Below are 23,855 nucleotides of genomic sequence, written 5' to 3'. Positions count from 1 at the left end.
GTTCATGCGCTGGAGAGAGGGCTGGCAATTATGATCAATCGCATTCGTGACATTCGCAAGAGCAAAGGGATCACTCTGGCCGAACTGGCAGAGGCCTGCGATCCGCCCACCACTGCGCAAACCATCGGGCGGCTCGAAACAGGGATGCGCAACCTGTCGATCAAGTGGATGGATCGGATCGGGCATGCACTGGCCGTTGATCCCGAAACTCTGGTGCGCTCAGAAGAAGCACCACAATCCCAGATCGTCGCAGACTTGACAGCTGATGGCCCGGAAGCGCTCTCGGCGCCGCGCGAAGCCATTCTTCCGACAGATCTCGCTGCGACCAGCGATAGCGGCCAACTTGTCGTGCTGAGCGTATCGGCCAGCACCGGTGAATTTCGACCTGGCGACCTGCTGTGGCTGCGGCAATTGCAGCCTGAAGATGCTGCGAGCGCGATCAATCGCGATTGTCTGGTCCCTCGTCCGGGCAGCCGCTTCGCCTTTGGCCGGTTGATTGATCGCCGCGGAACCCTTGTCGGGATTTTACCTGCGGGGAGCGGCCAGAAACAGCAAGTGGTCGACAATCCCCCTTGGATTGCTGTCGCTGAAATGCTGGTGCGCCGCTTGTGAAGCACGTCGTATCACTGTCCACGCTTTACCCCAACCCGACCAATCCGAGGTTCGGGACGTTCGTCGCCAGATCGCTAGAAGCGCTGGCAAAGCGCGGAGACTGGCGGGTCACGATGGTCAATCCGCTTGGCATTCCCCCGGTCGCCTTCGGGCGGTATCGCGCGATCGCCGATCTCCCCCCTGTTGCGCAGGAAGGCGGGATCGACATTTACCGCCCCCGCTTCCGCCTCATCCCTCGGTTCGGCGCGCGGCGCAACGCAGCAGCAATTGTCAAAGCGACGCTGCCACTGATCGAGCGCATCCATTCCGAACACCCGATTGACGTGCTTGATGCACAATTCTTCTTTCCCGAGGGGCCAGCAGCAGCGCAAATCGCCGAAGCGCTGGACCTGCCTTTATCGATCAAGGCACGCGGCAGCGACATTGCCTATTGGGGAGAACAGCGCGGCACGCGGGAACAAATTCTCGGCGCTGCCAAACGTGCAGACGGCATTCTCTCGGTGAGCAAGGCACTGGCCAATGACATGGTTACGATGGGTGTGCTGCGCGAGAAAATCACAGTGCATTACACCGGTCTTGATCGCGATCGCTTTCGCCCGATGGATCACGTTGGCCTGCGATCTCAATTGAGCCAGACACTGGATTTCGAACTTCCTGAGGGCGTGCCACTGCTCGCATGCATAGGCGCGCTCATCACACGCAAGGGTCAAGACATTGCTATCAATGCGCTTTCCGCTCTGCCCAACGCCCGGCTTGTCCTGATCGGCAAAGGTGAGCATGAACAGCAACTGCGCGGGCTTGCTTACGATCTTGGTGTGTCGGATCGTGTGCGCTTCGCCGGATCAATCGACCACGATTTGCTTCCCGTTATCCTCTCCGCAACCGATGTGATGGTGCTTCCCACTGCTTCGGAAGGACTCGCCAATGCCTGGGTCGAAGCGCTTGCTTGCGGCGCGCGGGTTGTGACCAGCGATGTCGGCGGTGCGCGCGAGCTGATCACCGGTGAAACTGCGGGCAGACTTGTGCCGCGATCGCCCGAGGCAGTTGCCGGTGCGGTCAAAGCTCTGATGGCAAAGCCGGTGAGCAAGCAGGAGGTTGCCGCCATCGTCGACCGGTTTGACTGGGAGATCAACGCAGCCGAACTTGCCGCCCACTATGAGAAGCTGGCAGCAAGCCGAAACTAAGTCAGCTCGTTACGCTTCGCCGCGTGCCTTGCGTTCCTGAATGTCTGCTTTGCTTTCCTGCGGCACGAAGCTGTTCGATGTCACACCCAGCCAGATCAGGATCGGCGCAGCGAGATAGACACTCGAATAAGTTCCGATGAACAGGCCAGCTGTGATCGCTGCGACCAGACCGAACAGGCTGGCTGGACCGATCAAAAGCAGCGGCAAGAGCGCCGCCAGCAGCGTGAGCGAGGTCATCACCGTGCGCGCCAATGTCTCGTTGACCGAGAGATCAAGTAGCTCTGGGAGCGGCATCTTGCGATACTTTTTCAGGTTCTCCCGAATACGATCATAGACCACGATCGTATCGTTCAGCGAGTAACCGATGATCGCCAGAATAGCGGCAATAATCTGCAAGCTGAACTCCAGCTGGAACAGCGCGAACATGCCGAGCGTGACCGACACGTCGTGGAACAGAGCGAATAGACCGCCAACGCCGAACTGCCATTCAAACCGGACCCAGATGTAGATCGCCACCGCGAGCATCGCTGCGAGTAAAGCGAGCACCGCATCTTGGCGGAACTCGCCAGCCACCTTACCGGAGACGGTTTCGTTCGCATCGGCGCGCACGCCAGGATATTCGTCCTCGATCATCTGGATGACCTGGTTGCCGATCTCGGTCGCAGCACCTTCTTGCTCCTCGACATTCTCGGGAAGCGGAACGCGGATCGAGACCTCATTGGGTGCGCCGAATTCCTGCACGACGGGCGTGCCATAGCCCAGCCCTTCGACCGATTGACGCAGCTCACCAATTGGGGCTTGCTCCAACTGTGTGAAGGTCATGCGGACTTGCTGGCCGCCGGCGAAATCGACGCCGTAATTGATGCCTTTGGTCAGCACCAAACCCCAGCTACCCGCGATCAGCAACAGGCTGAATATGAAGAACGGCAGCCTGAATTTTAGGAACTTGATGTTGGTGTCTTCGGGGACGAGTTTGAGCAGTTTCATCTGTCAGCCCTCCTCAAACGTTGATGTCGCTAGGGCGTTTTGCCCGCAGCCATCCGGCGACCCACATGCGGGTCAGGACAAGCGCGGTAAAAACGCTGGTGAACAGGCCGACGACAAGCACCACGGCAAATCCGCGAACCGGGCCAGAGCCAAAAAGGAACAACAGAACGCCGGCGATGAAGTTGGTAATGTTGGCATCGTAAATCGCGCGGCTGGCTTCTTTGTAGCCATTCTCGACCGCAGCGACGACACGCCGCCCGCGTTTTCGCTCCTCGCGTATTCGCTCGTTGATCAGCACGTTGGCGTCCACCGCCGCACCCACGGTGATCACAAAACCGGCGATGCCGGGCAATGTAAGCGTGGTGTTTAGGCCGGCCATGATGCCGAGGATAATCAGCACGTTGAAGATCAGGGCAAACGTCGCGTAAATCCCGAAACGACCATAGGTCGCGATCATCAAGGCGATCACCGCGACCGAACCGATGAGCATGGCGAGCAGACCCTTGCGGATCGAATCCGCGCCCAGTTCCGCGCTAACCGTCCGCTCCTCAACAATTGTAAGCTCAACCGGAAGTGCGCCAGAGCGCAGCGCAATCGCCAGTTCGTTCGCGCTGTCAGCATTGAAGCTGCCGGAGATCTGCGCCGAGCCGCCACAGATCGGCTCATTGAAGTTCGGCGCTGACAGGACTTCGCCATCGAGAATAATCGCGAACGGTACCGGTTCACGTTCTCGGTGCTCAAGCGGCAGAACTTCGATGCGCCCTGCTGATCGAACTGGATGTTGACCACATTCTCGTTGTTTTGCGGATCGACGCCGGCCTGAGCATTGGTGAGGCTGTCGCCGCGAATGCCGCCAAGCCGACGAACTGCCTCGAACTGACCTTGCCGGGGGTTCCGTCAGCATAGGGGAAGATCTCGCTTCCCGGAGGCGCGACACCGGCTTGTACATCGTACCGGCAGTGCTGACAGATCAACCAGTTTGAACTCCAGCTCCGCTGTCTTGCCGAGCAGGTCTTTGAGCTGTTGCGGGTTTTCAAGGCCTGGAACCTGCACAACAATCCGCGTGTCGCCCTGACGGATGATGGTCGGCTCACGCGTACCAAGCTCGTCAATACGTTTGCGGATCACCTCAATCGCGGTTTCCATTGCATCATCGACGGCCTGATCAATCCCGTCTTGCGTCGGGGTCAGGATCATTCTCTGGGTGTCTTCGACCGAGAGATTCCATTCCCGGACGAGGTTGTTTCCTTGCATCATCGGCTCAATCAGGCCGCGTGCGCGATCAATGTCGCTGGCGCTGTCGAGCATGAAAGAAAGCGCGCCATCGGAAGTCGAAATATCGCCAATGCGAATGCGCGGCTCTGCCTGGCGCAGCGCCGTGCGAACATTTTCTTCCATATTCTCAAGCCGTTGCACACCGACTTCTGCCGGGTCCGCTTCGAGCAGGATGTGACTGCCACCTGCAAGGTCAAGGCCGAGGTTCACCTGCGGGCTGGGCAGCGCATCGGGCCAATCAATATTGGTCGAGGCGAGCAGAGAGGGCAGCGCCGCGAGCGTCGCTAGCAACGTCACCCCCCAGAGCGACACCTTCTTCCAGAGAGGAAAATCGAGCATTAGCGTTTCGCTTTATTCCGCTTCTATTTTATCTTCGAGCGCTCGCCGAACGGCGAGGATACGCGCTTAATCGTTGGCTGGTTTGCCGCCGGGCTGAATAACATCACCAATGGTGTGCTTGACCGCTTTCACCCGAACATCCCGTGCCAGGTCGAGCTCGACGTATTCATCGGTGACCTTGGCAACCTTGCCGACCAGCCCGCCAGCAGTAACGACTTGATCACCCTTCTTCAGGCCAGCGACCTTCTCCTGATGCTCCTTCTGCCGCTTCATTTGCGGACGGATGATAAGGAACCAGAAAATTAGGATCATGCCGAGGATGGGAAGCCATTGCAGCCATCCCGGAGGCGCCTGTCCAGCACCGGCAGCAGCGAGAAGTTCAAGCATCGTACTAAGCCTATCGTGTCTTCAAAGTCATTCTGGACGTTGAACCGCGCGCAATATGCACCGCGCTATCCCGCCCCGAATTATCGGTAAGTGGGCGCGCCTAGCAGCAATGCAAGGTCGCGGCAATCAACTGCTCGCCAAGCGTTGCGCTTCGCACACAGGTTTGAATCCGGCGCAGGCGAATTGGCGAAACTTTGCGGATCGCACAATGCTCGCTTGCCACTATTCAAGACCGCGCTTATAGCGCCGCCTTCCACTGGATCGGGACGTAGCGCAGCCTGGTAGCGCATCACACTGGGGGTGTGGGGGTCGCTGGTTCGAATCCAGTCGTCCCGACCAGTGGAACATTCGTCGAATAGTGACGCGATTTCTCTTCCCATTTTGAAACTTTGCATCAATGCGCTTGCCAAAGCTTGCGCCCTTCCCGTTTGCGCGCAGGAACCCGCATCGGAAAGGCGCGTTTGAAGCCACTCATGAGAAATCGGCCCAATTTGCACAGCAACTGCGCTGCCATCCTTGTCTGTTCGGCACTTGCGCCGATCGCGACGCCGCTTGCCGCTCAGGAAAATGCCGCCGCAAATGAAGCGGTGGTGGCCGGACAGATTGCAGCGAGCGAGTCAGAAGTTCGCCGCAGCTTTACACCTGCCGACTTCGAACGCTTCGCCCCGCGCAACGCGCTCGATATGGCCCGCCAGATCCCTGGCTTCTCCATTCGCGAAGGTGGCGGTGATCGCGGGCTTGGTCAGGCTGACACAAACGTGCTCATCAATGGCAGGCGCATTTCAGGCAAGTCAAACGGACCCGTCGACGCGCTGCAACGCCTTCCGGTCGAAGATGTCGTGCGGCTCGAACTCGTCGACGGTGCAAGCCTCGATATTGGCGGGCTGACCGGACAGGTTCTGAACGTCGTCACCTCTAGCTCAGGCGGAATTGCCGGACAGTTTCGCTATTCGGCAGAATGGCGATCATCTGGCGTCCCATTTCGATGGGGCGATGGCCAGGTGTCAGTCGCTGGCGGCGGTGAGAAGACCGAATGGACGCTCAGCCTTGAAAACGATTCCGGAAGGCGCGGCGACGCAGGATTGGAACGCGTTTTTGACGGCGACGACAATCTTATCGACACCCGGCAAGAACGATCAAACTTCAATGCCGACCGGATCAATCTCTCCGGTTCCTATGCGCGCACCGCTGATAACGGCAATGTTCTCAATCTTACCGGACAGCTTGTCGGCTTTATCTTCAACCAGAGCGAGATTTCCGAGCGCAGCGGCACTATCGCGGCGAGCGACCGCTTACGCGAATTCACTTCCGGCGAGGACGAGTTCAATTATGAGATCGGCGCAGACTACAGCTTTGGTTTCGGCGGCGGCCAGCTCAAGCTGATCGCCTATCATCGGTATGAAGACAGCCCCACCCGTTCGGAAGTTCTAACCACATTCGCCGATGGCTCGGCGCCGCAAGGCTCGGTTTTCACACGCGATGCCGATGAAGGCGAGACAATCCTGCGCTCCGAATACAGCTTCGGCGCGCTGGGCGGAGACTTCCAACTTGCGCTTGAGGGAGTGAAAAACTTCCTCGATATCAATTCCGCTTTTGAGGAGCGCGATGCGGACGGAAACTTGCAGCCCGTCGCGTTCGACGGTGCAACCGCGCGCGTCGAAGAAGATCGCGCAGAGACCAGCCTCACCTACAGCCGCGCGCTCTCCAGCGCACTGCAATTGCAGCTCTCCGCAGGCGGGGAATATTCGCGCATCAGCCAATCGGGCGTCGCGGGGCAAACCCGCAGCTTTGTCCGGCCCAAAGGTTTCATCGCGCTCGATTGGGACGCGAATCCTTCGCTCGATCTTTCTGGCCGGATCGAGCGGCAGGTCGGCCAACTGCAATTCTTCGACTTCATCGCCTCGGCCAATCTCGATCAGGACCGTGTAAACGTGACCAATGCCAATCTGGTCCCGCCGCAAAGCTGGCTGTTCGAGCTCGAAGCAACACAGAGCCTTGGCGCGTTCGGTTCGCTAAACTTGCGCGGATTTTACGAGGATATCAGCGACATCGTCGACCAGATCCCGATTGAAGCCGGCGGCCAGGCTCCTGGGAATATCGACAGCGCAACAATCTGGGGGGCTTCGGCTGAACTCACCCTGCTGTTCGATCCTATCGGTATCAAGGGGCTGAGGGTCGACACCGAGCTCGAATATTCCGAAAGCGAAGTGCTCGACCCGTTGCTTGGCACGCCGCGCGAAATATCGGGCCAGCGCTACATCGAATTCGACACCGAGGTGCGGCAGGATTTCCTCGGCACGCCGTGGGCGATTGGCGGCGCGTTCCGGATCGACGACAACCGTGCTTTTGTGCGATTGGATGAAATCGCAGACCGCACCGAACGGTCGGGGTTTGCGCGCGTCTTCGTCGAGCATAAGGATGTGTTCGGCCTGACCGTGCGCGGCCGTATCGGCAACATCCTGGACCGCGCCAACAATTTGGATCGCACAATCTTCTCCGACCGGTTGAACGGAATTGTAGACTTTCGCGAAGAGCGCCGTCGCCGCTTCGGCACGATCTACTCAATCGACATTGAAGGATCGTTCTAACCGCCCTACTCGGCTCTCACGAGAGGATTGGCTGATGGGTTTGAGAATGCGTTCCTGGCTGTTCGCCCCGGGCGACAGCGAAAAGAAGATGGGCAAAGCGATCGCGAGCGAGGCCGACATCGCCCTGCTCGATCTGGAAGACTCAGTTGCGCCTGAGAATAAGGCCGTCGCGCGCGAACTGGTGCGCGAAACCATTGCTGGCCACGAAAATCGCCAGCGTATCTGGGTGCGCGTCAACCCGCTCTCAAGCGGCTGGACCGAGGCGGACCTGGACGCGATAATTGCCGCGCAGCCGGGCGGTATCTTCCTGCCCAAAGCCGAGGGCGGCCATGATGTCGAAACGCTCGGCAAAATGCTGACCGCGCGCGAGCAAGCGGCTGGCATTGAACAAGGCTCGATCAAAGTCGCCGCACTCGTAACCGAGACCGCCGCAGCGATGTTCACCACCGGCACTTATGACGGGGCGCCGCGACTGGTGGCGATGAGCTGGGGCGCGGAGGACTTGTCATCTGAACTGGGCGCTCAGGAACAGCGCGGCCCAGACGGTGAATACACTCATACCTACGAGATGGCGCGCAGCCTTTGCTTGCTCGGCGCAGTCAAAGCGCAAGTCGCGCCGATCGAAACCGTGCAGCCCGAGTTTCGCGACCTCGATGCGCTGCGCACGCGCGCTTTGCGGGTTCGGCGGCAGGGCTTTCGCGGCATGCTTGCGATTCACCCCGCACAGATCGCGCCGATCAATGAAGCCTTCACACCGAGCGACGACGAACTCGCCCATGCCCGCGCTGTGGTGCAATTGTTTGCTGAGAATCCTGGCGCTGGCACGCTCGCGCTGAATGGCAATATGCTCGACCGCCCACATCTGGCGCTGGCACAGAGACTGCTGGCTGAGAACGGTGAATAAGGCTTTTTAGGAGATAGAATTTTCCTACTTGAACCCATTTGGATAATTGAGGCGCGACTCTCGCAAATGGAAGGCGCGCAGCAATTATGGCCATTCTCGAATCTCTGATCGGTCCCATCACTTCGATCATCGACAGAATCATCCCTGACAAAGAAGCGCGTGCAAAGGCGAAGCTGGAACTGCTCAAGCTCGAAGGCAGCCAGGAGATGAACCTGATCGAGGCGCGCTTGCAGGCGATTGTGGCCGAGGCGCAGAGCACCGACCCGTGGACCAGCCGCGCACGCCCGAGCTTTCTCTACGTTATGTATGCGATGATCCTGTGGGCATTGCCGATGGGTGTGCTCTCCGCGTTCAATCCCGGCGCGGCGCGCGATATCGCCAGCGGCATGAACGCCTATCTCAACGGCCTGCCCGAACCGCTCTACGCGCTGTTTGGCACCGGCTACCTCGGCTACACCGCCGCGCGCCAATGGGGTAAGATCAAGGGCGTTGCTAAATAGGCAAAGCGGGCTAAGCCTGAGGGCATGAGCAACACTGTCTATGTCCTCAACGGCCCCAACCTCAACCTGCTCGGCCTGCGCGAGCCTGAGATTTACGGCTCGACAACGCTCGATGAAATTGCGGGAATGCTCGAAGATCGCGCCCGTGAGCTTGGTCTCATTATCGATATGCGTCAGACCAATCATGAAGGCATGCTGGTCGACTGGCTACACGAAGCGCAGGCCGAGGGTGCGCGCGCTGTGTTGCTCAACGCGGCAGCCTACACGCACACATCGATTGCTTTACTCGATGCGATCAAGGCGATCCAAACCCCTGTAATCGAAGTGCATCTGTCTGATCCCAAGACCCGCGAACAGTTCCGCCACACTTCCTATGTCGGCATGGCTGCGGCCAAGACGGTCGAGGGGCACGGGGCCGGTTCCTATCGCATGGCGCTCGAAGCCGTGGCGGCAGGCGAGGTCTGACACGCTCGCACTTTTGCGGAAATTTCAACGATTGCCACTTGCCAGCCGCAATTGGCGTGAATAACCAGCCCCCGAAACTACACAAGGGGTATGCATGGCTACGAAGAAGCCTGCCGCTGGAAAGAATTCCGGCATGAATATCGACACGGCCTTGGTGCGCGAGCTGGCGGAATTGCTCGCTGAAACCGGCCTCACCGAAATCGAAGTTGAGGACGATGATCGCAAGATCCGCGTAGCGCGCGGCGGCGGTGTTCCCGTCCCTATGCACGCGCCTGTCGCGCCTGCACCGGTTGCCGCAGCACCCGCTCCAGCTGCGGCAGCGCCTACCCCAGAGGCAGAAACTGCTGGCGAAGCCCATGAAGGCGCGATGCTTTCCCCGATGGTGGGCACCGTCTATCTCGCTCCCGAACCCGGCGCGGATGACTTTGTGAAAGTTGGCGACAAAGTGAAAGAAGGCGACACGCTTTTGATCGTCGAAGCCATGAAGGTTATGAACCCCATCCCCGCCGACAAATCGGGCACGATCAAAGCCATTCTGGTCGAAAACGCACAGCCGGTTGAGTTCGACCAGCCGCTGGTCGTCATCGGGTAAGGCTCTGCCATGTCCATAACCCGCATATTGATCGCCAATCGCGGCGAAATCGCTTTGCGCATCCACCGTGCGGCCCACGAAATGGGGATCGAGACGGTCGCAGTGCACTCAACCGCCGATGCCGACGCGATGCATGTGCGGCTGGCCGATCACGCGGTGTGCATTGGCCCGCCGTCTGCAACAGACAGCTACCTGAACGTTGCGGCAATTATTTCCGCCGCCGAGGTTTCGCAATGCGATGCGATACACCCGGGCTATGGCTTCCTGTCGGAGAACGCGAAGTTCGCAGAGATCGTCGAAGCCCACGACATCAAATGGATCGGGCCGAAGCCTGAACACATCGTCACAATGGGCGACAAGGTGCAGGCGAAAAAGACCGCGGGCGAGCTTGGCCTGCCGCTGGTCCCCGGCTCTGACGGCGCGGTCTCTGATCCGGAGGAAGGCAAGGAAATCGCGAGTCGAGATCGGTTATCCGGTGATCATCAAGGCGGCCTCTGGCGGCGGCGGTCGCGGGATGAAGGTCTGCGAAAGCGAGGACCAGCTCGAAACGCTGATGAAACAAGCAGGTAGCGAGGCGAAGGCCGCTTTCGGCGACGCGACGGTTTATATCGAGAAATATCTCGGCAATCCGCGCCACATTGAATTTCAGGTGTTCGGCGACGGCAATGGTAATGCGATCCATTTGGGCGAGCGCGATTGCTCGCTGCAACGCCGCCACCAGAAGGTGCTCGAAGAAGCCCCCTCCCCCGTTATCAGCCATGAAGAGCGGATGCGGATGGGCGAGGTCTGCTCGAAGGCGATGCGCGACATGGGCTATCGCGGCGCAGGCACCATCGAGTTCCTGTGGGAAGACGGCGAGTTCTACTTCATTGAGATGAACACCCGGCTTCAGGTTGAGCACCCTGTGACCGAAGCAATCACCGGCGTTGATCTGGTGCGCGAGCAGATCCGCATCGCTGCGGGCAAGCCGCTCTCGGTCGCTCAGGAAGACCTCGAGTTCACCGGCCACGCCATCGAGTGCCGGATCAATGCCGAAGACCCGTTCACCTTCGCGCCTTCACCTGGCAAGGTGACCTATTACCACCCGGCTGGCGGCATGCACGTGCGGGTCGATTCAGGGCTGTATGCGGGCTATTCGATCCCGCCTTACTACGACAGCATGATCGCCAAACTGATCGTCTATGGCCGCAACCGCGAAGGCTGCATCATGCGCCTGCGCCGGGCGCTCGAAGAGATGGTGGTCGAGGGCGTGAAGACCAACATTCCGCTGCATCAGGAATTGTTGCGGCAGAACGATGTTTTGTCGGGCGATTACTCGATCAAATGGCTCGAAGATTGGCTGGCCGAGCGGGAGGAGTAAAAATCAGTCCATGCTCGATCCCAATGAGTTGGTCGGACCTCTTTATGAAGCGTTCTCGTCGAATGCGGCCCCGAAAAAATTGGATTTCTCTCCCGCCAAAAGCGAAGCGGACCGATTGAGTTATGAAAGGCTAGTGGCTTTGCCTCTCCGGGAAGTTCCGCCGGAAACTCTTGGACCCTACGCCAGTTCAGCACTCTACACGGTCGGTGACGTCACCGACTATCAGCACTTTCTTCCTCGCATTTTAGAGGTTGCCCTCTTCGATCAAGGGTGGACTGGGTTTGAGCCTTGGGCCATCGCAAACAAACTACAGTATGCCGTATGGCAAACTTGGTCTGAACGGCAGCGCATCGCCCTGCGCAGCTTTTTCATTACGGGTTTCGAAAGTGCCTCCAAAAAACCTGTCGGCGTGTTTGCCGATTTTGAGTCTTGGCTAGTAGCGACCCTCATCCTCGGCGAAGATGCACAAGCTCAACTCAAACTAGCTGTCTCGTTGAGCAAATCGAACGCAGTGAAAAATTTAGCTAAGATCGCGATCGATCACCAGGATCGCTTGATCAGGCATGGTGATCTAAAGCACTCAATCTGGGACAATGTACCCGACGCTGCCCACACAAGCATGGTGCGCCATCTAGGTTCGGAAAAAGTGAAAGACGCGATCGTTGAAGTTGGCTTGCGAGCTAGCGAAGAGGATCGATTTATGTTTTTCGACCCTGCCTTGAACATCATCGAACAATTATGACGCGGAAGACTTAACCCCAACCGCCCCTCAAAAATCGATCTTCACTCTGACCTCGGCGCCATCGGCGTCAACGCCACCAACACCTTTCTTGATTGTGTTGATCTCAGCCTGCGCATTGTCTGAAATCCTGACGCGAGCCCGTGGAATCGCGCTGCCAAACGTCAATTCGTCTGCCGGAGGGGTCTGCGGACCGAGCCGCTGATCGGTCACCTTCCGGCACACCACAATCGTATTATCGAGCGGGTTGGCATCGCGGTCAAAGCACTGCTCGTAAGTAGGGACCGGGGCGAGCGGCTTTAGGTCGATAACCAATGAGCCATCTGCATTTTCAATCGTGGGTAACCCCTCAGGCTGCGCCGCCGCCTGCTCATCCACGATGGCGATCTCGGCCTCGGCCGGCGGATCAATCGGGGGAGCATCCTGGATCATTCCGGCAAAGCCCTATTCAAACTTGAGACCAGCGGCTTTGGCCTCAGCAATGATTTCCTGCGCGGTTTTCATCGGGCTTTCCTGCGCCAGATCATACCAATCCTGCTTTTCGTCGACGAAGATCTGATGCTTGATCGGCAAGCCTTCGGGCAGATCGAACATGCCCGCAAGGAAGGTGCGATTGCCGGTTGGCTTGAACTTGTACCACAGCGAACTGCCGCATGTGCCGCAAAAGGCGCGCTCGGCCCAATCGCTCGAATTGTAGGTGGAGATATGCTCCTCCCCGGAAATCTCGAAGTCTTCGCTTTCGATCCCGGCGTACATCGAGCCAGTCCATTGCTGGCACATGGAGCAATGGCACACGTCGACCTCTGCGTGTGCGCTGTTCAGCGTGATAGTGACCGAGCCGCACAGGCATTTGCCTTGCAGCGGTCCGACGAGAGGCACAGGCCCACTCAGAGAGGCACTCCCGGCGCATATTTGGCGGTGCGGATGGTCAGCGAAGTTTTGACACTATCGACATTTGGTGCCGGTGTAAGTTTGCTGGTCAGAAACTCCTGAAAGCTCTGCAGATCATTGCTGACGATTTTAAGGATGAAGTCGATTTCCCCGTTGAGCATGTGCACTTCGCGCACTTCGGGCAGATCGCGCATCGCATCTTCAAATTCGCGAAGCGCGCTTTCGGCCTGGCTCTTGAGACTGACCATGGCGAACACGGTGATCGCGAAACCCAGCTTCGACGGATCAAGATCTGCGTGATAGCCGCGGATCACACCGTCATCCTCTAGCCCGCGAACACGGCGCAAACACGGGGGCGCGGTAAGGCCGACACGCTGCGCCAACTCGACATTGGTAACCCGGCCTTCTGCCTGAAGTTCGGACAAGAGGCGCTTATCTATTTCATCCAAATTGGCCATGCGGCGCACGCTCCCAATCGTTCAATTTATGGTTCGATCATGGCTGATAACTAACAACCACTCGAAAGTATCTGCGCACAAATCCGTGCAAAAACCTAATAAAATTATGCTTGGCAGCAATTGTCCCACTTTGCAACGCATGGGAATGTATCGCCCTGCCCGTGAGTAAGCGCTGGTATGCAAATTTGCTCCACCTATGGCGCTTGGCGCCTGTGTGCGTGTATCGGAGACACGATGTTTTACGATGATCGTCTTGCTACTGTTCTGCGCCAAACTGGCGAGAGCAAGACGGGTGCGCGCACGCAATTCAGGCAATTGCTTGATATTCTTGGCAATCGCAAGTTCTCGCGTGATGACAGCATTGCGCAAAGCCAGGTCGCTGCGGCGTGGCTGAGGATGGATGCGTTGGCGGAAATCGTCCCCGCCAGCGAGCGGGCGGCGGCAATCCGAGAACGCGGCTGGCGCCTTCGCAACGCAGATCTTACGGCACATCTGGCCGATTTCGAACCCGAAGTGGCCTCTGCCGCACTGAACCGAGCCGACCTAAGCGAAGAAGATTGGTCGGCGTTGATCCCGCGACTGCCGGTCAGAGCGCGCGGATTTTTGCGGCTGCGCGATGACCTGCCAGTGGATGTCGAAGCTCTGCTGGACCGGCTGGGAGTTCACGACCGCGGCCTTCCTCAACCCGAACAAACTGTCGACGCGCATGAAGCCGAGGATGCACCGGCGGACGAGACGCAATCAGCTCCGCCGTTCTCAGTCGATGACATGGCCGCACCGCCCACGACCTTTCCTGCCCGCAATCGTCCGGCGGTGTTTGATCTTTCGCCCGCGAATGAGCCGTTTGAGCTGAGCGAAGAAGCTCCACCGGAGGACATCGATCCGGCTGAGCAGATAGAAGCGTCGGGCTCCGCTCCATTTGTCGGCCCCGAAGAGGCAGACACCGGGCGAAATGAAATTTCCGCACTGGTCGAACGAATCGCTCAATTCAAACGCGAACGAGAGGTGGCGCGAAATCTCGAGAACGCGCCGCTCTTGCCGCTCGAAGATGAGGACAGGCCGCAGGCGCGAGCCCTGCAAGCGTTCGGTTTTAGCGTTGATGCCAGTGGACGGATCGAATGGGCGGAGGCCGCCGCCGCTCCGATGGTCATTGGCAAGAGGCTCGTTCCCGCACAGGCCTTCGCTGATCCTGCCACGCAGAGCTTGATCGAGCGCGCGTTCGACCGTCGCCAGCCGATCCATCAGGCACCCTTTGCTTTGCAAGGGGCGGCGGCAATCGCAGGCGATTGGCTGGTCGATGCGCAGCCGCGCTTTTCTGACGAAGGCAGCTTCACTGGATATGTCGGACGTTTTCGCCGCACAGCGCACGGCGACGCTCAGGCCGAAAGCCGACGGATCGAAGCCGACCGCATACGCCAATTGCTGCATGAACTGCGCACTCCGGTGACAGCCGTGCAAGGCTATGCAGAGGTCATCCAGCAGCAATTGTTTGGCCCTGCCCCTCACGAATATCGCGCGTTGGCTGCTGCGATTGCCGCTGACGCTGCTCGCATTCTCGCTGGTTTTGAGGAACTGGACCGCCTTGCGCGGCTGGAAACCGATGCGCTCGAAATGATCGAAGGGGAAGCTGATCTGAGCGATATTGCAGCACGGATCACTGGACAGATTGCTGGCGTTCTCAGCCCGCGCATGGCCGGTGTAGAGTTGCTGCAAGACGACGATAAGCCTGTGCAGATTGCGCTTGATCCAGAAGACGCAGAAGCGCTGATCTGGCGTATTCTGGCGACCCTTGGAGGTGCATGCGGCTCTGGCGAGATCATCACCTGCCGCCTGATCGGCGAGCACTCGCGCGCGCGCCTTTTGTGCGAATTGCCGGAGCAACTTGCTGGCCAGGATGACCTGTTCGCAGCCAACGTTAAGCCCGCCAATGTCGCAGTGAATGCCGGACTGTTTGGCGCAGGGTTCACCCTGCGACTTGCCCGCGCGGAAGCGCGAGCAGCAGGCGGAATGCTCTCGCATGAGGATGAATATCTACTCCTCACGCTCCCGCTCTTGACCGAAGAAAGCGCGCTGCCTAGCCAAGCAGAGGATGCGAGCGACGAAGACCCCGCTCCATTTCAAGATGACGAGCCGGTCGATCATCGTGCAGGCGGAGAAGCATAAGCGCGCGCTTCCCGTCACCGACCAGAGGGGGCGTGCACAAGAATGCCTACTCCGTCGTTGCTGACCCCGCCCAAGCCGAATGCGCTGGCAGGTTTCGAAAAAGCGTTTGGTCAGCGGGCGCTTCTCACGGTCGACACTGAAGAGGAATTTGACTGGAACGCGCCGTTCAGCCGTGAAGGGCACGGCCTCACGCATGTCGCGCAATTGCAGCGGTTTCAGGAGTTTTGCGAAGGTTTGAAGGTCAGCCCCGTCTATCTGGTCGACTGGCCGATTGCGACCTGCGAACCGGCGGTGGAGATCATCAGCGATGCGCTGGAGCGCGGCACCGCCGAGGTCGGCGTACAATTGCACCCTTGGGTCAATCCGCCATTCGACGAAGAGGTCAACGCCCGCAACAGCTACGCAGGTAACTTGCCGCAGGAACTCGAAGCGGCGAAATTCAAGAGCCTTCGCGACAAAATCGAAACCGCGTTCGGCCTCGCGCCGCAAATTTATCGCGCTGGGCGCTATGGTCTCAGCGAGCACAGCGCCGAAATGCTCAAACAAGGAGGAATCAAAGTCGATACTTCGGTCCGCCCGTTGTTCGACTACTCTGATCAGTACGGCCCCGATTACTCGGCGCATCCGCTCGAACCCTATTGGGCGGATGACGCGCACGAGCTGCTCGAATTGCCGGTGACCAGCACATACTGGGGGATGCTGCGCAAGCAGGGCCGCTTCATCCGCAAGGCTCAGGAGAAGATGCCGCGCCTCGGCAGTGCGCTGTCGCGACTCGCAATGCTCGAACGCATTGCCCTTACTCCCGAAGGGGTAAGCGTCGACGAGGCCGTTCGCGGGATTGACATTGCGCTTGACGATGGCCTGCCCGTTCTGGTGCTGTCATTCCACAGCCCCTCGCTTGCGCCTGGTCACACGCCCTATTCGAAAACGCTCGAAGATGTGGAGGCGCTGTACCACTGGTTTGAGCAGGTTTACGGCTATCTCAATCGTCGCAAGGTGCAGCCCACCAGTGTCGCCGAAATCATCAAACTCGCCCAGCCGCAAAAAAAGTGAAATAGGCGCAATCGAGTGCTTGTTTCATTCGCAACTGCGCTGTAGAGGCTCCCGCAGCATCGTGGCCGGACCATACGGGCCTGTAGCTCAGTTGGTTAGAGCTGGCCGCTCATAACGGCTAGGTCGCGGGTTCGAGTCCTGCCGGGCCCACCACCGCTGGTCAGCGATGCCATAACTTATCTTGGACCTTTCCAAGGTGACTGAAATCTGTCGGGGAGTGGCGCAGCCAGGTAGCGCACCTGTTTTGGGTACAGGGGGTCGGAGGTTCGAATCCTCTCTCCCCGACCAGATTTCTCAAGATCAGCTTTTCGCCACGCTCTTCAATTCGATTAGATCTGCTTTCGCGACTGGCTCTAGTGGCTCGATCCGTTTGCGCTCGGCATTCTCGACCCGGTCCCTGCCGCTCGATTTTGCGCGATAGAGCGCTTCGTCAGCCCGTGCGAACAAGTGCGCATAACTCTCGCGCTCGTTCGCAGTGGCCACGCCGAAACTTGCGGTCAGCCGGATCTCAGCGCCAAGGCCATCATGTTCGAGGCGCGCATATGCCTGCCTGATCCTTTCGGCCAGTCGTTCTGCCGGATCATTGGGGCAGTCCCACACGGCGATGCAAAATTCTTCGCCGCCGACGCGGCCGGCGACGTCGCATTCACGCACCATCTTTTTGATCAGCTTGCCGAACCCTGCCAGCGCCTGATCCCCCGCCTGATGCCCCCAGATATCATTCACACGCTTGAAGTGATCAATATCGGCGATGACCAGACTGAGCGGTCGCTTTTCCACCTGAGCCTGCGGGAGCATGGACAGCATGGATTGTTCGAACGCGGCGCGGTTTTGCAGACCGGTCAACGGATCGCGTGAGCTGCTTTCCTTCAGCGAATTGGTCCATTCTATGATCGTAGCGCCCATCAACACCATCGCGCCGACAACCGACTTCACGCCTAGGACGAGGCCAATCAGCGAGTAATAAACCGACTGGCGATATTCCTCCGCTGGAATGGTGCGCTCGTACATCAAGGTCATATTGGGGCGGATCAGGAAATCGATCGCCTGCACGGCGATGACAGCGATGATCGCAACGTCAACAAGATTGCGTCGCCCAGCATTGAGAAGGGTTGTGAAACCCATTGCGCACATCACGCCATAGCCTGTGTTGACGATAATCAGCCTTGGGCCGACGTCGGTAGTCATGCTGACCGCCACGGCCAGGGCCGAAGCGCTGATGGCGTAGACGCCAAGCTGACTGCCGAGGTGGAGTTTTTGACCCGCGCGCTCGCACGCTGAGGCGAGATAGACAATGAGCGCCGAGGTGTAGAGCAGCTGTGTGACGTGGAAGACATAGAAAGCGCCGGGCGGCAGGATGTGGGTCGCCAGAAAGCCGGCGGCAAATAGCAAATAGCCAATGGCAAAGCCGAGCACGTGACGCTTCATGCGCCCCGCCTTCCAGAAGACAGCGAATGTGATTGAGAACAACAGCGCCATCAAAGGCGTCAGAAGTCCGAGTATTTGCGTTTGCATCGACCCACCGAGTTTCCCTGATGGTGGGCTAGACCGATATGGTTAACATCGGCTTTCGAAAAACCACGTAATGGGCGATAATCTCAGGAGCGCTTGGCGTTAAACCGACTGTCTGTAATGAGCACTGCTCATGCGCGAGAAAAGCGGCTGCCAAGGGTCAGCCGCTGGCCGATGACCGCACATTTTCGATCAGTTTTTCATCGAGACTCTCGCCATGCAGCACGGAAACATCGCCTGTGGTCTCCAGAACGACCGCTCGAACTTTAGAGAAGTCCAGCACATTGGCCTCGCGCAGTTTGGCGATCAGATCGCTTTCGGCTACGCGCGCGCTCTTCAACGCTTCGTGGTAGATCGAACCGTCGCGCATGAGCAGCAGCGGCTGGTTTTGCATGACGGTCTCAACCGCGTCGGAGTTGGAGCGCAACTTTGCAGCCAGATATTGTGCGAGCACAAGTCCGGCCATCCCGATCATCGCCTGCGCGACAGTTTTCCAGTCGCCCGCTTGAATGACACCGGCAGCGACGCTGCCCATTGCGACGGTCATCACGAAATCGAAATTGGTCATCTTGGAAAGCGATCGCAATCCGTTGATCTCGAATGAGCAGCGTAACCCAGATGAGAGCGATTGCGGCAAGCAGGATGCCTCGCAGCGCGATATCCAATTCCGTTGATGATACAAACATGGCGGCTTCCCTCTTTTCAGAGGTTCAACGCCGCCTAGCCTTTTTGGGTCCGGCTATTCTTCCATAATCGCAGGAGCGCTTGGCACTATCCCGCCAGTCTGGATTGAGCGCGGCTCGTTAGCGAGGATCCCGACCACCTGCGTCCACACGGCGACGTTCTGGCGCAGCTGCACCGGATCGATCTTGTCGAGCGTGTCGTCGGGCGTGTGGTGGAGATCGAAATAGCGCGTGCCGTCCTGCTGCAAATCGATGATCGCGGTCTTCTGGTCGCGGGCGATGTTGAGGTCCGCACCGCCGGTCGCGGTGATGGTCGAGTTGGCCACGCCAAAGCGCGCAACAGCAGACGCAATCTTGGCGTGCAGATCCGGATTGCTCTCACGGAAATTGCTTTCAAAGCGCCAGATCCGGTCCGCACCGAAGTCGCTTTCAAGCCCCACCGCGATGGGTTCATTGATATGCGCCTCGCTGTAGGCGCGGCTGCCCCACAGGCCCGTTTCCTCGGCGCCAGCGAACAGCACCCGGATGGTGCGCAGTGGCTGGCCGGTATGCGAGACATGAAGCGCTGCCGCGGCGATAATGCCGCAGCCTGCACCATCGTCAAAAGCGCCCGGTGCATTCCACCAGCTATCGATGTGGCATGCGAGCAGCACTGGCGGTAGGTTCGGATTGCTGCCGACGATCTCGCCCACGACATTGCCGCTCATCGTCTTGCCGAGCTGCTGCGGTGTGAGCGTCAGCTTCATCGTGATCGGGCGGCCATCTGCGCGATCAAACATCCGCTCCAAGTTCTCCGCATCGGGCAGTGGCAGAGCGCCCGCCGGGATCATGCCGTCGACCACGCGCGTCCCGCCGGTATGCGGGTTGCGGTGATAGTCCGTCCCGACCGACTTGATCACCGTCGCGACAGCCCCCTTCTCTTTCGCGATGCTCGCCCCGACCCAGCGCGCTGGGCCAGCAAAGCCATATTGCGAGCCGTCCTGGGTCGGCGTCATCGAGTGTGAGATGTAGGCGATTTTGCCCGCAAGGCTGCCCTCCGGCGCTGCCTGCAGAGCGGCAACGTTCTCAAACTCGACCACCTCCGCCGTGATCCCGTCCGCACCGGTTGAAGCGCTGCCACCCAGCGGCTGGACCACCAAAGGCTGCGGGAATGGCGAGACAATCTCAGCCTTGTGCAACTCGCCCGGCACCCACGTATCCATTTCGAACGGTTCGTTCGCGACGTTGGCAAACCCGTTCTCGCGCAGCCAGTTCATCGCCCATTCGCGCCCGCGCGCCTCGGCCTCGGTCCCCGCCTGACGCGGCCCCACCTCGGTTGTGATCCCTTCGACAAAGTCCCACGCAATCGTATCAAGCGTCAGGGCACCGTCGGCCATATCCTCTAGCGAGACAGAGCCGACTTCCTGAGCCTGCGTAGCCGTGGCAAGAGTTGGGAGCGAAAGCGCAGCGAGCGCGAGCATGGTCTTTTTCATGACCCAACCAGCTAGCTTCGCGCTTGGCCCAAGTCCAGCTTGCCCTTCACCGCCGCGCGCACTATTTGCCCAGTGGAATCTCATCACAAAGAATTCGAGTTTAAAGGACACGCCCGATGGCCGCGCAATATGCCTATGTCATGAAGAACATGACCAAAACCTTCCCCGGCGCTCAAAAGCCGGTGCTGAGCAACATCAATCTGCAATTCTACCAAGGCGCGAAGATCGGCATCGTCGGCCCTAACGGCGCAGGCAAATCGACGCTGATGAAGATCATGGCCGGGATCGATAGCGACATCACGGGCGAGGCCTGGCCGGGTGAGAACATTACGGTTGGCTATCTGCCGCAGGAGCCGCAGCTGGACGAAAGCAAGACCGTGCTCGAAAACGTGCGCGAAGGGGCTGGCGAAACCGCCGCCATGGTCGAAAGGTTCAACCAGATCTCTGCCGAAATGGCCGAGCCTGACGCAGACTTTGAAGCGCTGGGCGAGCAAATGGCCGAGCTGCAAGAAAAGATCGACGCGGTTGACGGCTGGACGCTCGACAACCAGCTCGAAATCGCGATGGAGGCGCTGCGCTGCCCGCCTTCGGACAGCCCCGTCACCAACTTGTCCGGCGGTGAGAAGCGCCGGGTCGCCCTCACCCGTCTGCTCATTCAAAAGCCGTCAATTCTTCTCCTCGACGAGCCGACCAACCACCTCGACGCAGAATCCGTCGAATGGCTGGAAAAGCACCTTCAGGCCTATGCCGGCGCCGTGCTGATGATCACGCACGATCGCTACTTCCTCGACAATGTGGTGGAGTGGATCCTCGAGCTCGACCGCGGCTCCTACTATCCATACGAAGGCAATTACTCGACTTATCTCGAGAAGAAGGCGAAGCGCCTCGAACAGGAAAGCCGCGAGGAATCGGGCAAGCAGAAAGCGCTGCAGCGCGAACTCGAGTGGATCAAGCAAACGCCCGCCGCGCGCCAGACCAAATCCAAGGCGCGTATCCGCAAGTTTGAACAATTGCAGGACAGCCAGAACGACCGCAAGCCGGGCAAGGCGCAGATCGTCATTCAGGTGCCAGAGCGCCTCGGCGGCAAGGTGATCGAAGCCAAGAACATCTCCAAGGCCTACGGCGACAAGCTCTTGTTCGAAAACCTCAGCTTCATGCTGCCACCGGGCGGCATTGTTGGCGTGATCGGGCCCAATGGCGCGGGTAAATCGACGCTGTTCCGCATGATCACCGGACAGGAAACACCCGACAGCGGGACGATCGAAATCGGCGACACCGTGCATCTCGGCTATGTCGACCAGTCGCGCGATGACCTCACCGCATCAAACAATGTCTGGGAGGAAATTTCCGACGGGCTCGACTACATGCAGGTCAACGGCCACGACACCTCGACGCGGGCTTACGTGGGCGCGTTCAACTTCAAGGGCAGCGACCAGCAAAAGAATGTCGGCAAGCTTTCCGGCGGTGAGCGCAACCGCGTGCACATGGCAAAAATGCTGAAGCAAGGTGGCAACGTTCTGCTGCTGGACGAGCCGACCAACGATCTCGACGTCGAGACGCTGGGCGCGCTGGAAGAGGCGATTGAGAACTTCGCCGGCTGCGCCGTGGTAATCTCGCACGACCGCTTCTTCCTGGATCGCCTCGCAACGCACATTCTGGCGTTTGAAGGTAACTCACACGTCGAATGGTTCGAAGGCAACTTCGAGGCGTATGAGGAAGACAAACGCCGCCGTCTGGGCGATGCAGCGGACCGGCCTACGAGGTTGGCGTATAAGAAACTGACTAGGTAGCATCAGTCAATGAACGATGAGCAAGTCAGTCGCCTGACAGAGTCCATTGGATCGCATGGCGATCAATTGGGCGGCAACTTAGTGCATCTCAAAAGCTTTCTCGCGAAACAGCAAGAGGAGCAGCAGACATTCTTGGCAGAGCAGCGCGCTGCGAGCGACGCTTCTCAAAAAGCGGCAAATAGTGCAGCACGTTGGTCTGCTGTTGCGGCGACGATCGTAGCGATAGCCGCGATCGTGCAAGCATATGCGGCTGTTTCCGACTGGCTTTAAGCCGTGCTTCGCAAAAGCATGGTCCCAAACCACTCAACTGCCAGATGACGATAAGGTCCACCCACCCGCTTGCCAGCGGCTCACACCATAAAAACGCAATCGGGCATAGCGCTTGTCATTGCTCTCGCTTCTGGCTCGGCCCGAAGCTACGTAAGAACTCTAATCCCCTCAGGAGCTTCGTTCAATGGATGTGAAAACCCGCAACATCGTGCTTATCGCCGGCGCAATCGTCATCGGCCTTATCCTTGGCTTTATCTACCCGACTCTTGGCCTCTTGCTATTCATCCCGGTGGTGGGCTTCATCGCCTTCGTTTTGCTCAAGAACAAAGGCGGCGCGGAAGCCGACGAAGCAACCACTGCGGCTCGCCCGCCAATTCACCGTAGCCGACGGCAAGGCCGCGATCTACGTGATGCGCGATGCCTTTGTTGCAGGGCAACAGGGAATGAATGTCACGATTGATGACGATATGACGGCGCAATTCCGCACTGGGCGTTTTGTGAAAGCAGAGGTTGAGCCGGGCGACCACACGGTGATTGCGCAGATGGCCTCGCAAACCAAGGGCACAGCCAAGACCTATCCCGTCAGCGTCGCTGCCGGTGACTGTTTGCTGCTCGACGCAAAGATCGCGATGGGCGCCTTGCAGGGCTCGGTCGAGTTTGAAGAGCACCGCGAACCCGGCATCGCGCGCGGCAAACTCGCGAAGCTGAAGCTGGTCGAATGGAGCCCGCCGGAAGCTTAGGGCCGCTTTCGCAATCTGGTCATCGGCATGAGGTAGATCCGCGTTTTCCTACTCGCGGGTGAAGCACTAGTGGTCAGCCTATGACTACGAACGCATTCTCACGACCTCAGACCGGAAAATCAGGGGGTGCAGCGTCCGGCGGATTTTTGTCGCTAAGACCGTGTAACATGCGGTCCATGTGTGGCGTATGTGAGACGAACCAGAGAGCGCTAAGGCGAGACCCAGCGCCCTTCCCACTCACCGCTGTTGCCGCGTGCGAACTGTGCGCGGATGTGGCCGGTGTGCTTGAGGTAGAACCAGTCGAGGCTCTCCAGATGCACCTTGAGGACGCCGAAATTGGGCCTTGCGGGGACGACTTGCGCATCGCTCGGCTCAGCCCCTTCGAACTCGGCGGGAAGACCGGAAGTCGGCTCCTGCGCGGCCGCGCCCGGTCCTTCGCCAAGGTAGCAGCGGCGCGCGAAGTTGGTGCTAGCCGCCCATGCAGCATCCGCCTCCGCACCTTCACGTAGCACCTCGCCCCGGCCGCGCAAGCGGATCTGGACCTTGGCGCCTTTGTCGTAGAACAGCACAGCCATACGCGGGTCAGCCTCGATCGCGGCGACCTTGGGCGCGCGGGTGTCGGTGTGGAATCGCAGCGACCAAGCCTCGCGGTCGAAAGCGCGCAGCACCATGACGCGCGCATCGACGTCTCCGGTCACGACAACGGGCGTGTGCATCGCGGACTTGCGGTCCTTGGCTGCGCGGGTCAGGCGATCAGCGATCTCGCGGCGTATCTCGTCAAAAGTCGGGTCCATGGGCACGCCATTGGCGCAATGCGAGCCGCGGTCAAGGCGTTCAGCAAATGTGCTTCAAACATGAACGTAACCCTAAACAAGTGGTTAAGTATCGAGA

The 23,855-nt window shown here is 59.1% G+C and carries 23 protein-coding genes, 3 tRNA genes and 2 pseudogenes; 18 read left to right on the top strand and 10 right to left on the bottom strand.

Features of this window, described 5'->3' with window-relative positions; translation table 11 throughout:
- Positions 1-30 precede the first annotated feature (30 nt).
- Both ACZ1GU_RS05515 and ACZ1GU_RS05510 read left to right on the top strand, forming a co-directional pair.
- Positions 31-612, top strand: coding sequence for a helix-turn-helix domain-containing protein (locus tag ACZ1GU_RS05515; protein ID WP_472647071.1), 582 nt, complete (start codon positions 31-33; stop codon positions 610-612).
- Entirely contained in the window at positions 609-1,796 is a 1,188-nt protein-coding gene (locus tag ACZ1GU_RS05510; protein WP_472647070.1) for a glycosyltransferase, read from the top strand. The genes ACZ1GU_RS05515 and ACZ1GU_RS05510 overlap by 4 nt, the downstream gene beginning before the upstream one ends.
- 9 nt (positions 1,797-1,805) lie before the next feature.
- On the opposite strand, the gene secF is transcribed toward ACZ1GU_RS05510, so the two are convergent.
- From secF to yajC, 3 genes and pseudogenes are all read right to left on the bottom strand, one after another.
- Entirely contained in the window at positions 1,806-2,783 is a 978-nt protein-coding gene (secF, locus tag ACZ1GU_RS05505) for a protein translocase subunit SecF (RefSeq protein ID WP_472647069.1), read from the bottom strand.
- A 13-nt stretch (positions 2,784-2,796) separates the two neighbouring features.
- Positions 2,797-4,397, bottom strand: a pseudogene (gene secD / locus ACZ1GU_RS05500) (protein translocase subunit SecD).
- Positions 4,398-4,463: 66 nt separating this feature from the next.
- Positions 4,464-4,784: a preprotein translocase subunit YajC gene (gene yajC, locus ACZ1GU_RS05495; RefSeq protein ID WP_472647068.1), complete on the bottom strand. Its 321-nt coding sequence runs from the start codon at positions 4,782-4,784 to the stop codon at positions 4,464-4,466.
- 262 nt (positions 4,785-5,046) lie between these two features.
- On the opposite strand from yajC, the gene ACZ1GU_RS05490 reads away from it, so the two are divergent.
- The 8 genes and pseudogenes from ACZ1GU_RS05490 to ACZ1GU_RS05455 all read left to right on the top strand — a co-directional run bounded on the left by ACZ1GU_RS05490 (position 5,047) and on the right by ACZ1GU_RS05455 (position 11,935).
- Positions 5,047-5,123, top strand: a tRNA-Pro gene (locus ACZ1GU_RS05490).
- A gap of 152 nt (positions 5,124-5,275) precedes the next feature.
- Positions 5,276-7,372, top strand: coding sequence for a TonB-dependent receptor plug domain-containing protein (locus ACZ1GU_RS05485; protein WP_472647067.1), 2,097 nt, complete (start codon positions 5,276-5,278; stop codon positions 7,370-7,372).
- A 46-nt stretch (positions 7,373-7,418) separates the two neighbouring features.
- Positions 7,419-8,276 carry an HpcH/HpaI aldolase/citrate lyase family protein gene (locus tag ACZ1GU_RS05480; RefSeq protein WP_472647066.1) on the top strand — a complete coding sequence of 286 codons (858 nt, stop codon included), beginning with the start codon at positions 7,419-7,421 and terminating at the stop codon, positions 8,274-8,276.
- An 86-nt stretch (positions 8,277-8,362) separates the two neighbouring features.
- Positions 8,363-8,776 (top strand): holin family protein, encoded by a 414-nt coding sequence (locus ACZ1GU_RS05475; protein WP_472647065.1) that lies wholly within the window; start codon positions 8,363-8,365, stop codon positions 8,774-8,776.
- Between the two features lie 24 nt (positions 8,777-8,800).
- Complete coding sequence (locus tag ACZ1GU_RS05470; RefSeq protein ID WP_472647064.1) at positions 8,801-9,241, top strand: type II 3-dehydroquinate dehydratase; 441 nt, start codon at positions 8,801-8,803, stop codon at positions 9,239-9,241.
- Between the two features lie 94 nt (positions 9,242-9,335).
- Positions 9,336-9,833, top strand: coding sequence for an acetyl-CoA carboxylase biotin carboxyl carrier protein (gene accB / locus ACZ1GU_RS05465; protein ID WP_472647063.1), 498 nt, complete (start codon positions 9,336-9,338; stop codon positions 9,831-9,833).
- Between the two features lie 9 nt (positions 9,834-9,842).
- Positions 9,843-11,193, top strand: a pseudogene (gene accC / locus ACZ1GU_RS05460) (acetyl-CoA carboxylase biotin carboxylase subunit).
- A gap of 10 nt (positions 11,194-11,203) precedes the next feature.
- Positions 11,204-11,935, top strand: a complete 732-nt coding sequence (locus tag ACZ1GU_RS05455) for a hypothetical protein (protein ID WP_472647062.1) — start codon at positions 11,204-11,206, stop codon at positions 11,933-11,935.
- Between the two features lie 27 nt (positions 11,936-11,962).
- On the opposite strand, the gene ACZ1GU_RS05450 is transcribed toward ACZ1GU_RS05455, so the two are convergent.
- Genes ACZ1GU_RS05450 through ACZ1GU_RS05440 form a run of 3 tightly spaced genes read right to left on the bottom strand, consistent with a single transcriptional unit; the run spans position 11,963 to position 13,281 of the window.
- A complete protein-coding gene (locus tag ACZ1GU_RS05450; RefSeq protein ID WP_472647061.1) occupies positions 11,963-12,364 on the bottom strand; it encodes a hypothetical protein in 402 nt (133 codons plus the stop codon).
- 12 nt (positions 12,365-12,376) lie between these two features.
- Complete coding sequence (locus ACZ1GU_RS05445; RefSeq protein ID WP_472647060.1) at positions 12,377-12,811, bottom strand: GFA family protein; 435 nt, start codon at positions 12,809-12,811, stop codon at positions 12,377-12,379.
- Between the two features lie 8 nt (positions 12,812-12,819).
- Positions 12,820-13,281 (bottom strand): Lrp/AsnC family transcriptional regulator, encoded by a 462-nt coding sequence (locus ACZ1GU_RS05440; protein ID WP_472647059.1) that lies wholly within the window; start codon positions 13,279-13,281, stop codon positions 12,820-12,822.
- A gap of 234 nt (positions 13,282-13,515) precedes the next feature.
- Between ACZ1GU_RS05440 and ACZ1GU_RS05435 the strand changes: the two genes are divergently transcribed.
- The 4 genes from ACZ1GU_RS05435 to ACZ1GU_RS05420 all read left to right on the top strand — a co-directional run bounded on the left by ACZ1GU_RS05435 (position 13,516) and on the right by ACZ1GU_RS05420 (position 16,785).
- On the top strand, positions 13,516-15,444 hold the full coding sequence (locus ACZ1GU_RS05435) for a histidine kinase dimerization/phospho-acceptor domain-containing protein (RefSeq protein WP_472647058.1): 1,929 nt from the start codon (positions 13,516-13,518) through the stop codon (positions 15,442-15,444).
- Between the two features lie 42 nt (positions 15,445-15,486).
- On the top strand, positions 15,487-16,497 hold the full coding sequence (locus ACZ1GU_RS05430) for a polysaccharide deacetylase family protein (protein ID WP_472647057.1): 1,011 nt from the start codon (positions 15,487-15,489) through the stop codon (positions 16,495-16,497).
- 76 nt (positions 16,498-16,573) lie between these two features.
- A tRNA-Ile gene (locus ACZ1GU_RS05425) sits at positions 16,574-16,650 on the top strand.
- 58 nt (positions 16,651-16,708) lie between these two features.
- Positions 16,709-16,785 (top strand) — tRNA-Pro (locus ACZ1GU_RS05420).
- A gap of 12 nt (positions 16,786-16,797) precedes the next feature.
- Here ACZ1GU_RS05420 and ACZ1GU_RS05415 read toward each other — a convergent pair.
- The 3 genes from ACZ1GU_RS05415 to ACZ1GU_RS05405 all read right to left on the bottom strand — a co-directional run bounded on the left by ACZ1GU_RS05415 (position 16,798) and on the right by ACZ1GU_RS05405 (position 20,164).
- On the bottom strand, positions 16,798-18,012 hold the full coding sequence (locus ACZ1GU_RS05415) for a GGDEF domain-containing protein (RefSeq protein ID WP_472647056.1): 1,215 nt from the start codon (positions 18,010-18,012) through the stop codon (positions 16,798-16,800).
- Between the two features lie 157 nt (positions 18,013-18,169).
- Positions 18,170-18,577 carry a DUF421 domain-containing protein gene (locus ACZ1GU_RS05410; protein ID WP_472647055.1) on the bottom strand — a complete coding sequence of 136 codons (408 nt, stop codon included), beginning with the start codon at positions 18,575-18,577 and terminating at the stop codon, positions 18,170-18,172.
- A gap of 171 nt (positions 18,578-18,748) precedes the next feature.
- Positions 18,749-20,164, bottom strand: coding sequence for a M20/M25/M40 family metallo-hydrolase (locus ACZ1GU_RS05405; protein ID WP_472647054.1), 1,416 nt, complete (start codon positions 20,162-20,164; stop codon positions 18,749-18,751).
- A 116-nt stretch (positions 20,165-20,280) separates the two neighbouring features.
- Here ACZ1GU_RS05405 and ettA point away from each other — a divergent pair, with 116 nt between their 5' ends.
- From ettA to ACZ1GU_RS05385, 4 genes are all read left to right on the top strand, one after another.
- Positions 20,281-21,954, top strand: a complete 1,674-nt coding sequence (ettA, locus tag ACZ1GU_RS05400; protein ID WP_472647053.1) for an energy-dependent translational throttle protein EttA — start codon at positions 20,281-20,283, stop codon at positions 21,952-21,954.
- Positions 21,955-21,963: 9 nt separating this feature from the next.
- Entirely contained in the window at positions 21,964-22,224 is a 261-nt protein-coding gene (locus ACZ1GU_RS05395; protein WP_472647052.1) for a hypothetical protein, read from the top strand.
- Positions 22,225-22,408: 184 nt separating this feature from the next.
- Positions 22,409-22,684 (top strand): hypothetical protein, encoded by a 276-nt coding sequence (locus ACZ1GU_RS05390; protein WP_472647051.1) that lies wholly within the window; start codon positions 22,409-22,411, stop codon positions 22,682-22,684.
- Complete coding sequence (locus ACZ1GU_RS05385) at positions 22,668-22,964, top strand: hypothetical protein (RefSeq protein WP_472647050.1); 297 nt, start codon at positions 22,668-22,670, stop codon at positions 22,962-22,964. The genes ACZ1GU_RS05390 and ACZ1GU_RS05385 overlap by 17 nt, the downstream gene beginning before the upstream one ends.
- Before the next feature lie 209 nt (positions 22,965-23,173).
- Here ACZ1GU_RS05385 and ACZ1GU_RS05380 read toward each other — a convergent pair whose 3' ends face one another.
- Positions 23,174-23,758 carry a pyridoxamine 5'-phosphate oxidase family protein gene (locus tag ACZ1GU_RS05380; RefSeq protein ID WP_472647049.1) on the bottom strand — a complete coding sequence of 195 codons (585 nt, stop codon included), beginning with the start codon at positions 23,756-23,758 and terminating at the stop codon, positions 23,174-23,176.
- Positions 23,759-23,855 lie beyond the last annotated feature (97 nt).

This window comes from Erythrobacter sp. HA7-11 (assembly GCF_055693605.1).
This window is presented reverse-complemented; position numbering and strand designations above follow the sequence as displayed.

Excerpts from the sequence above, each read along its gene's own strand:
- ACZ1GU_RS05455 (WP_472647062.1), top strand. The coding sequence starts at position 11,204 with ATGCTCGATCCCAATGAGTTGGTCGGACCTCTTTATGAAGCGTTCTCG.
- ACZ1GU_RS05435 (WP_472647058.1), top strand. The coding sequence starts at position 13,516 with ATGTTTTACGATGATCGTCTTGCTACTGTTCTGCGCCAAACTGGCGAG.
- ACZ1GU_RS05475 (WP_472647065.1), top strand. The coding sequence starts at position 8,363 with ATGGCCATTCTCGAATCTCTGATCGGTCCCATCACTTCGATCATCGAC.
- yajC (WP_472647068.1), bottom strand. The coding sequence starts at position 4,784 with ATGCTTGAACTTCTCGCTGCTGCCGGTGCTGGACAGGCGCCTCCGGGA.
- ACZ1GU_RS05515 (WP_472647071.1), top strand. The coding sequence starts at position 31 with ATGATCAATCGCATTCGTGACATTCGCAAGAGCAAAGGGATCACTCTG.
- ACZ1GU_RS05440 (WP_472647059.1), bottom strand. The coding sequence starts at position 13,281 with ATGGCCAATTTGGATGAAATAGATAAGCGCCTCTTGTCCGAACTTCAG.
- ACZ1GU_RS05395 (WP_472647052.1), top strand. The coding sequence starts at position 21,964 with ATGAACGATGAGCAAGTCAGTCGCCTGACAGAGTCCATTGGATCGCAT.
- accB (WP_472647063.1), top strand. The coding sequence starts at position 9,336 with ATGGCTACGAAGAAGCCTGCCGCTGGAAAGAATTCCGGCATGAATATC.
- ettA (WP_472647053.1), top strand. The coding sequence starts at position 20,281 with ATGGCCGCGCAATATGCCTATGTCATGAAGAACATGACCAAAACCTTC.
- ACZ1GU_RS05430 (WP_472647057.1), top strand. The coding sequence starts at position 15,487 with ATGCCTACTCCGTCGTTGCTGACCCCGCCCAAGCCGAATGCGCTGGCA.
- ACZ1GU_RS05390 (WP_472647051.1), top strand. The coding sequence starts at position 22,409 with ATGGATGTGAAAACCCGCAACATCGTGCTTATCGCCGGCGCAATCGTC.
- secF (WP_472647069.1), bottom strand. The coding sequence starts at position 2,783 with ATGAAACTGCTCAAACTCGTCCCCGAAGACACCAACATCAAGTTCCTA.
- ACZ1GU_RS05380 (WP_472647049.1), bottom strand. The coding sequence starts at position 23,758 with ATGGACCCGACTTTTGACGAGATACGCCGCGAGATCGCTGATCGCCTG.
- ACZ1GU_RS05385 (WP_472647050.1), top strand. The coding sequence starts at position 22,668 with ATGAATGTCACGATTGATGACGATATGACGGCGCAATTCCGCACTGGG.
- ACZ1GU_RS05410 (WP_472647055.1), bottom strand. The coding sequence starts at position 18,577 with ATGACCAATTTCGATTTCGTGATGACCGTCGCAATGGGCAGCGTCGCT.
- ACZ1GU_RS05480 (WP_472647066.1), top strand. The coding sequence starts at position 7,419 with ATGCGTTCCTGGCTGTTCGCCCCGGGCGACAGCGAAAAGAAGATGGGC.
- ACZ1GU_RS05450 (WP_472647061.1), bottom strand. The coding sequence starts at position 12,364 with ATGATCCAGGATGCTCCCCCGATTGATCCGCCGGCCGAGGCCGAGATC.
- ACZ1GU_RS05415 (WP_472647056.1), bottom strand. The coding sequence starts at position 18,012 with ATGCAAACGCAAATACTCGGACTTCTGACGCCTTTGATGGCGCTGTTG.
- ACZ1GU_RS05405 (WP_472647054.1), bottom strand. The coding sequence starts at position 20,164 with ATGAAAAAGACCATGCTCGCGCTCGCTGCGCTTTCGCTCCCAACTCTT.
- ACZ1GU_RS05470 (WP_472647064.1), top strand. The coding sequence starts at position 8,801 with ATGAGCAACACTGTCTATGTCCTCAACGGCCCCAACCTCAACCTGCTC.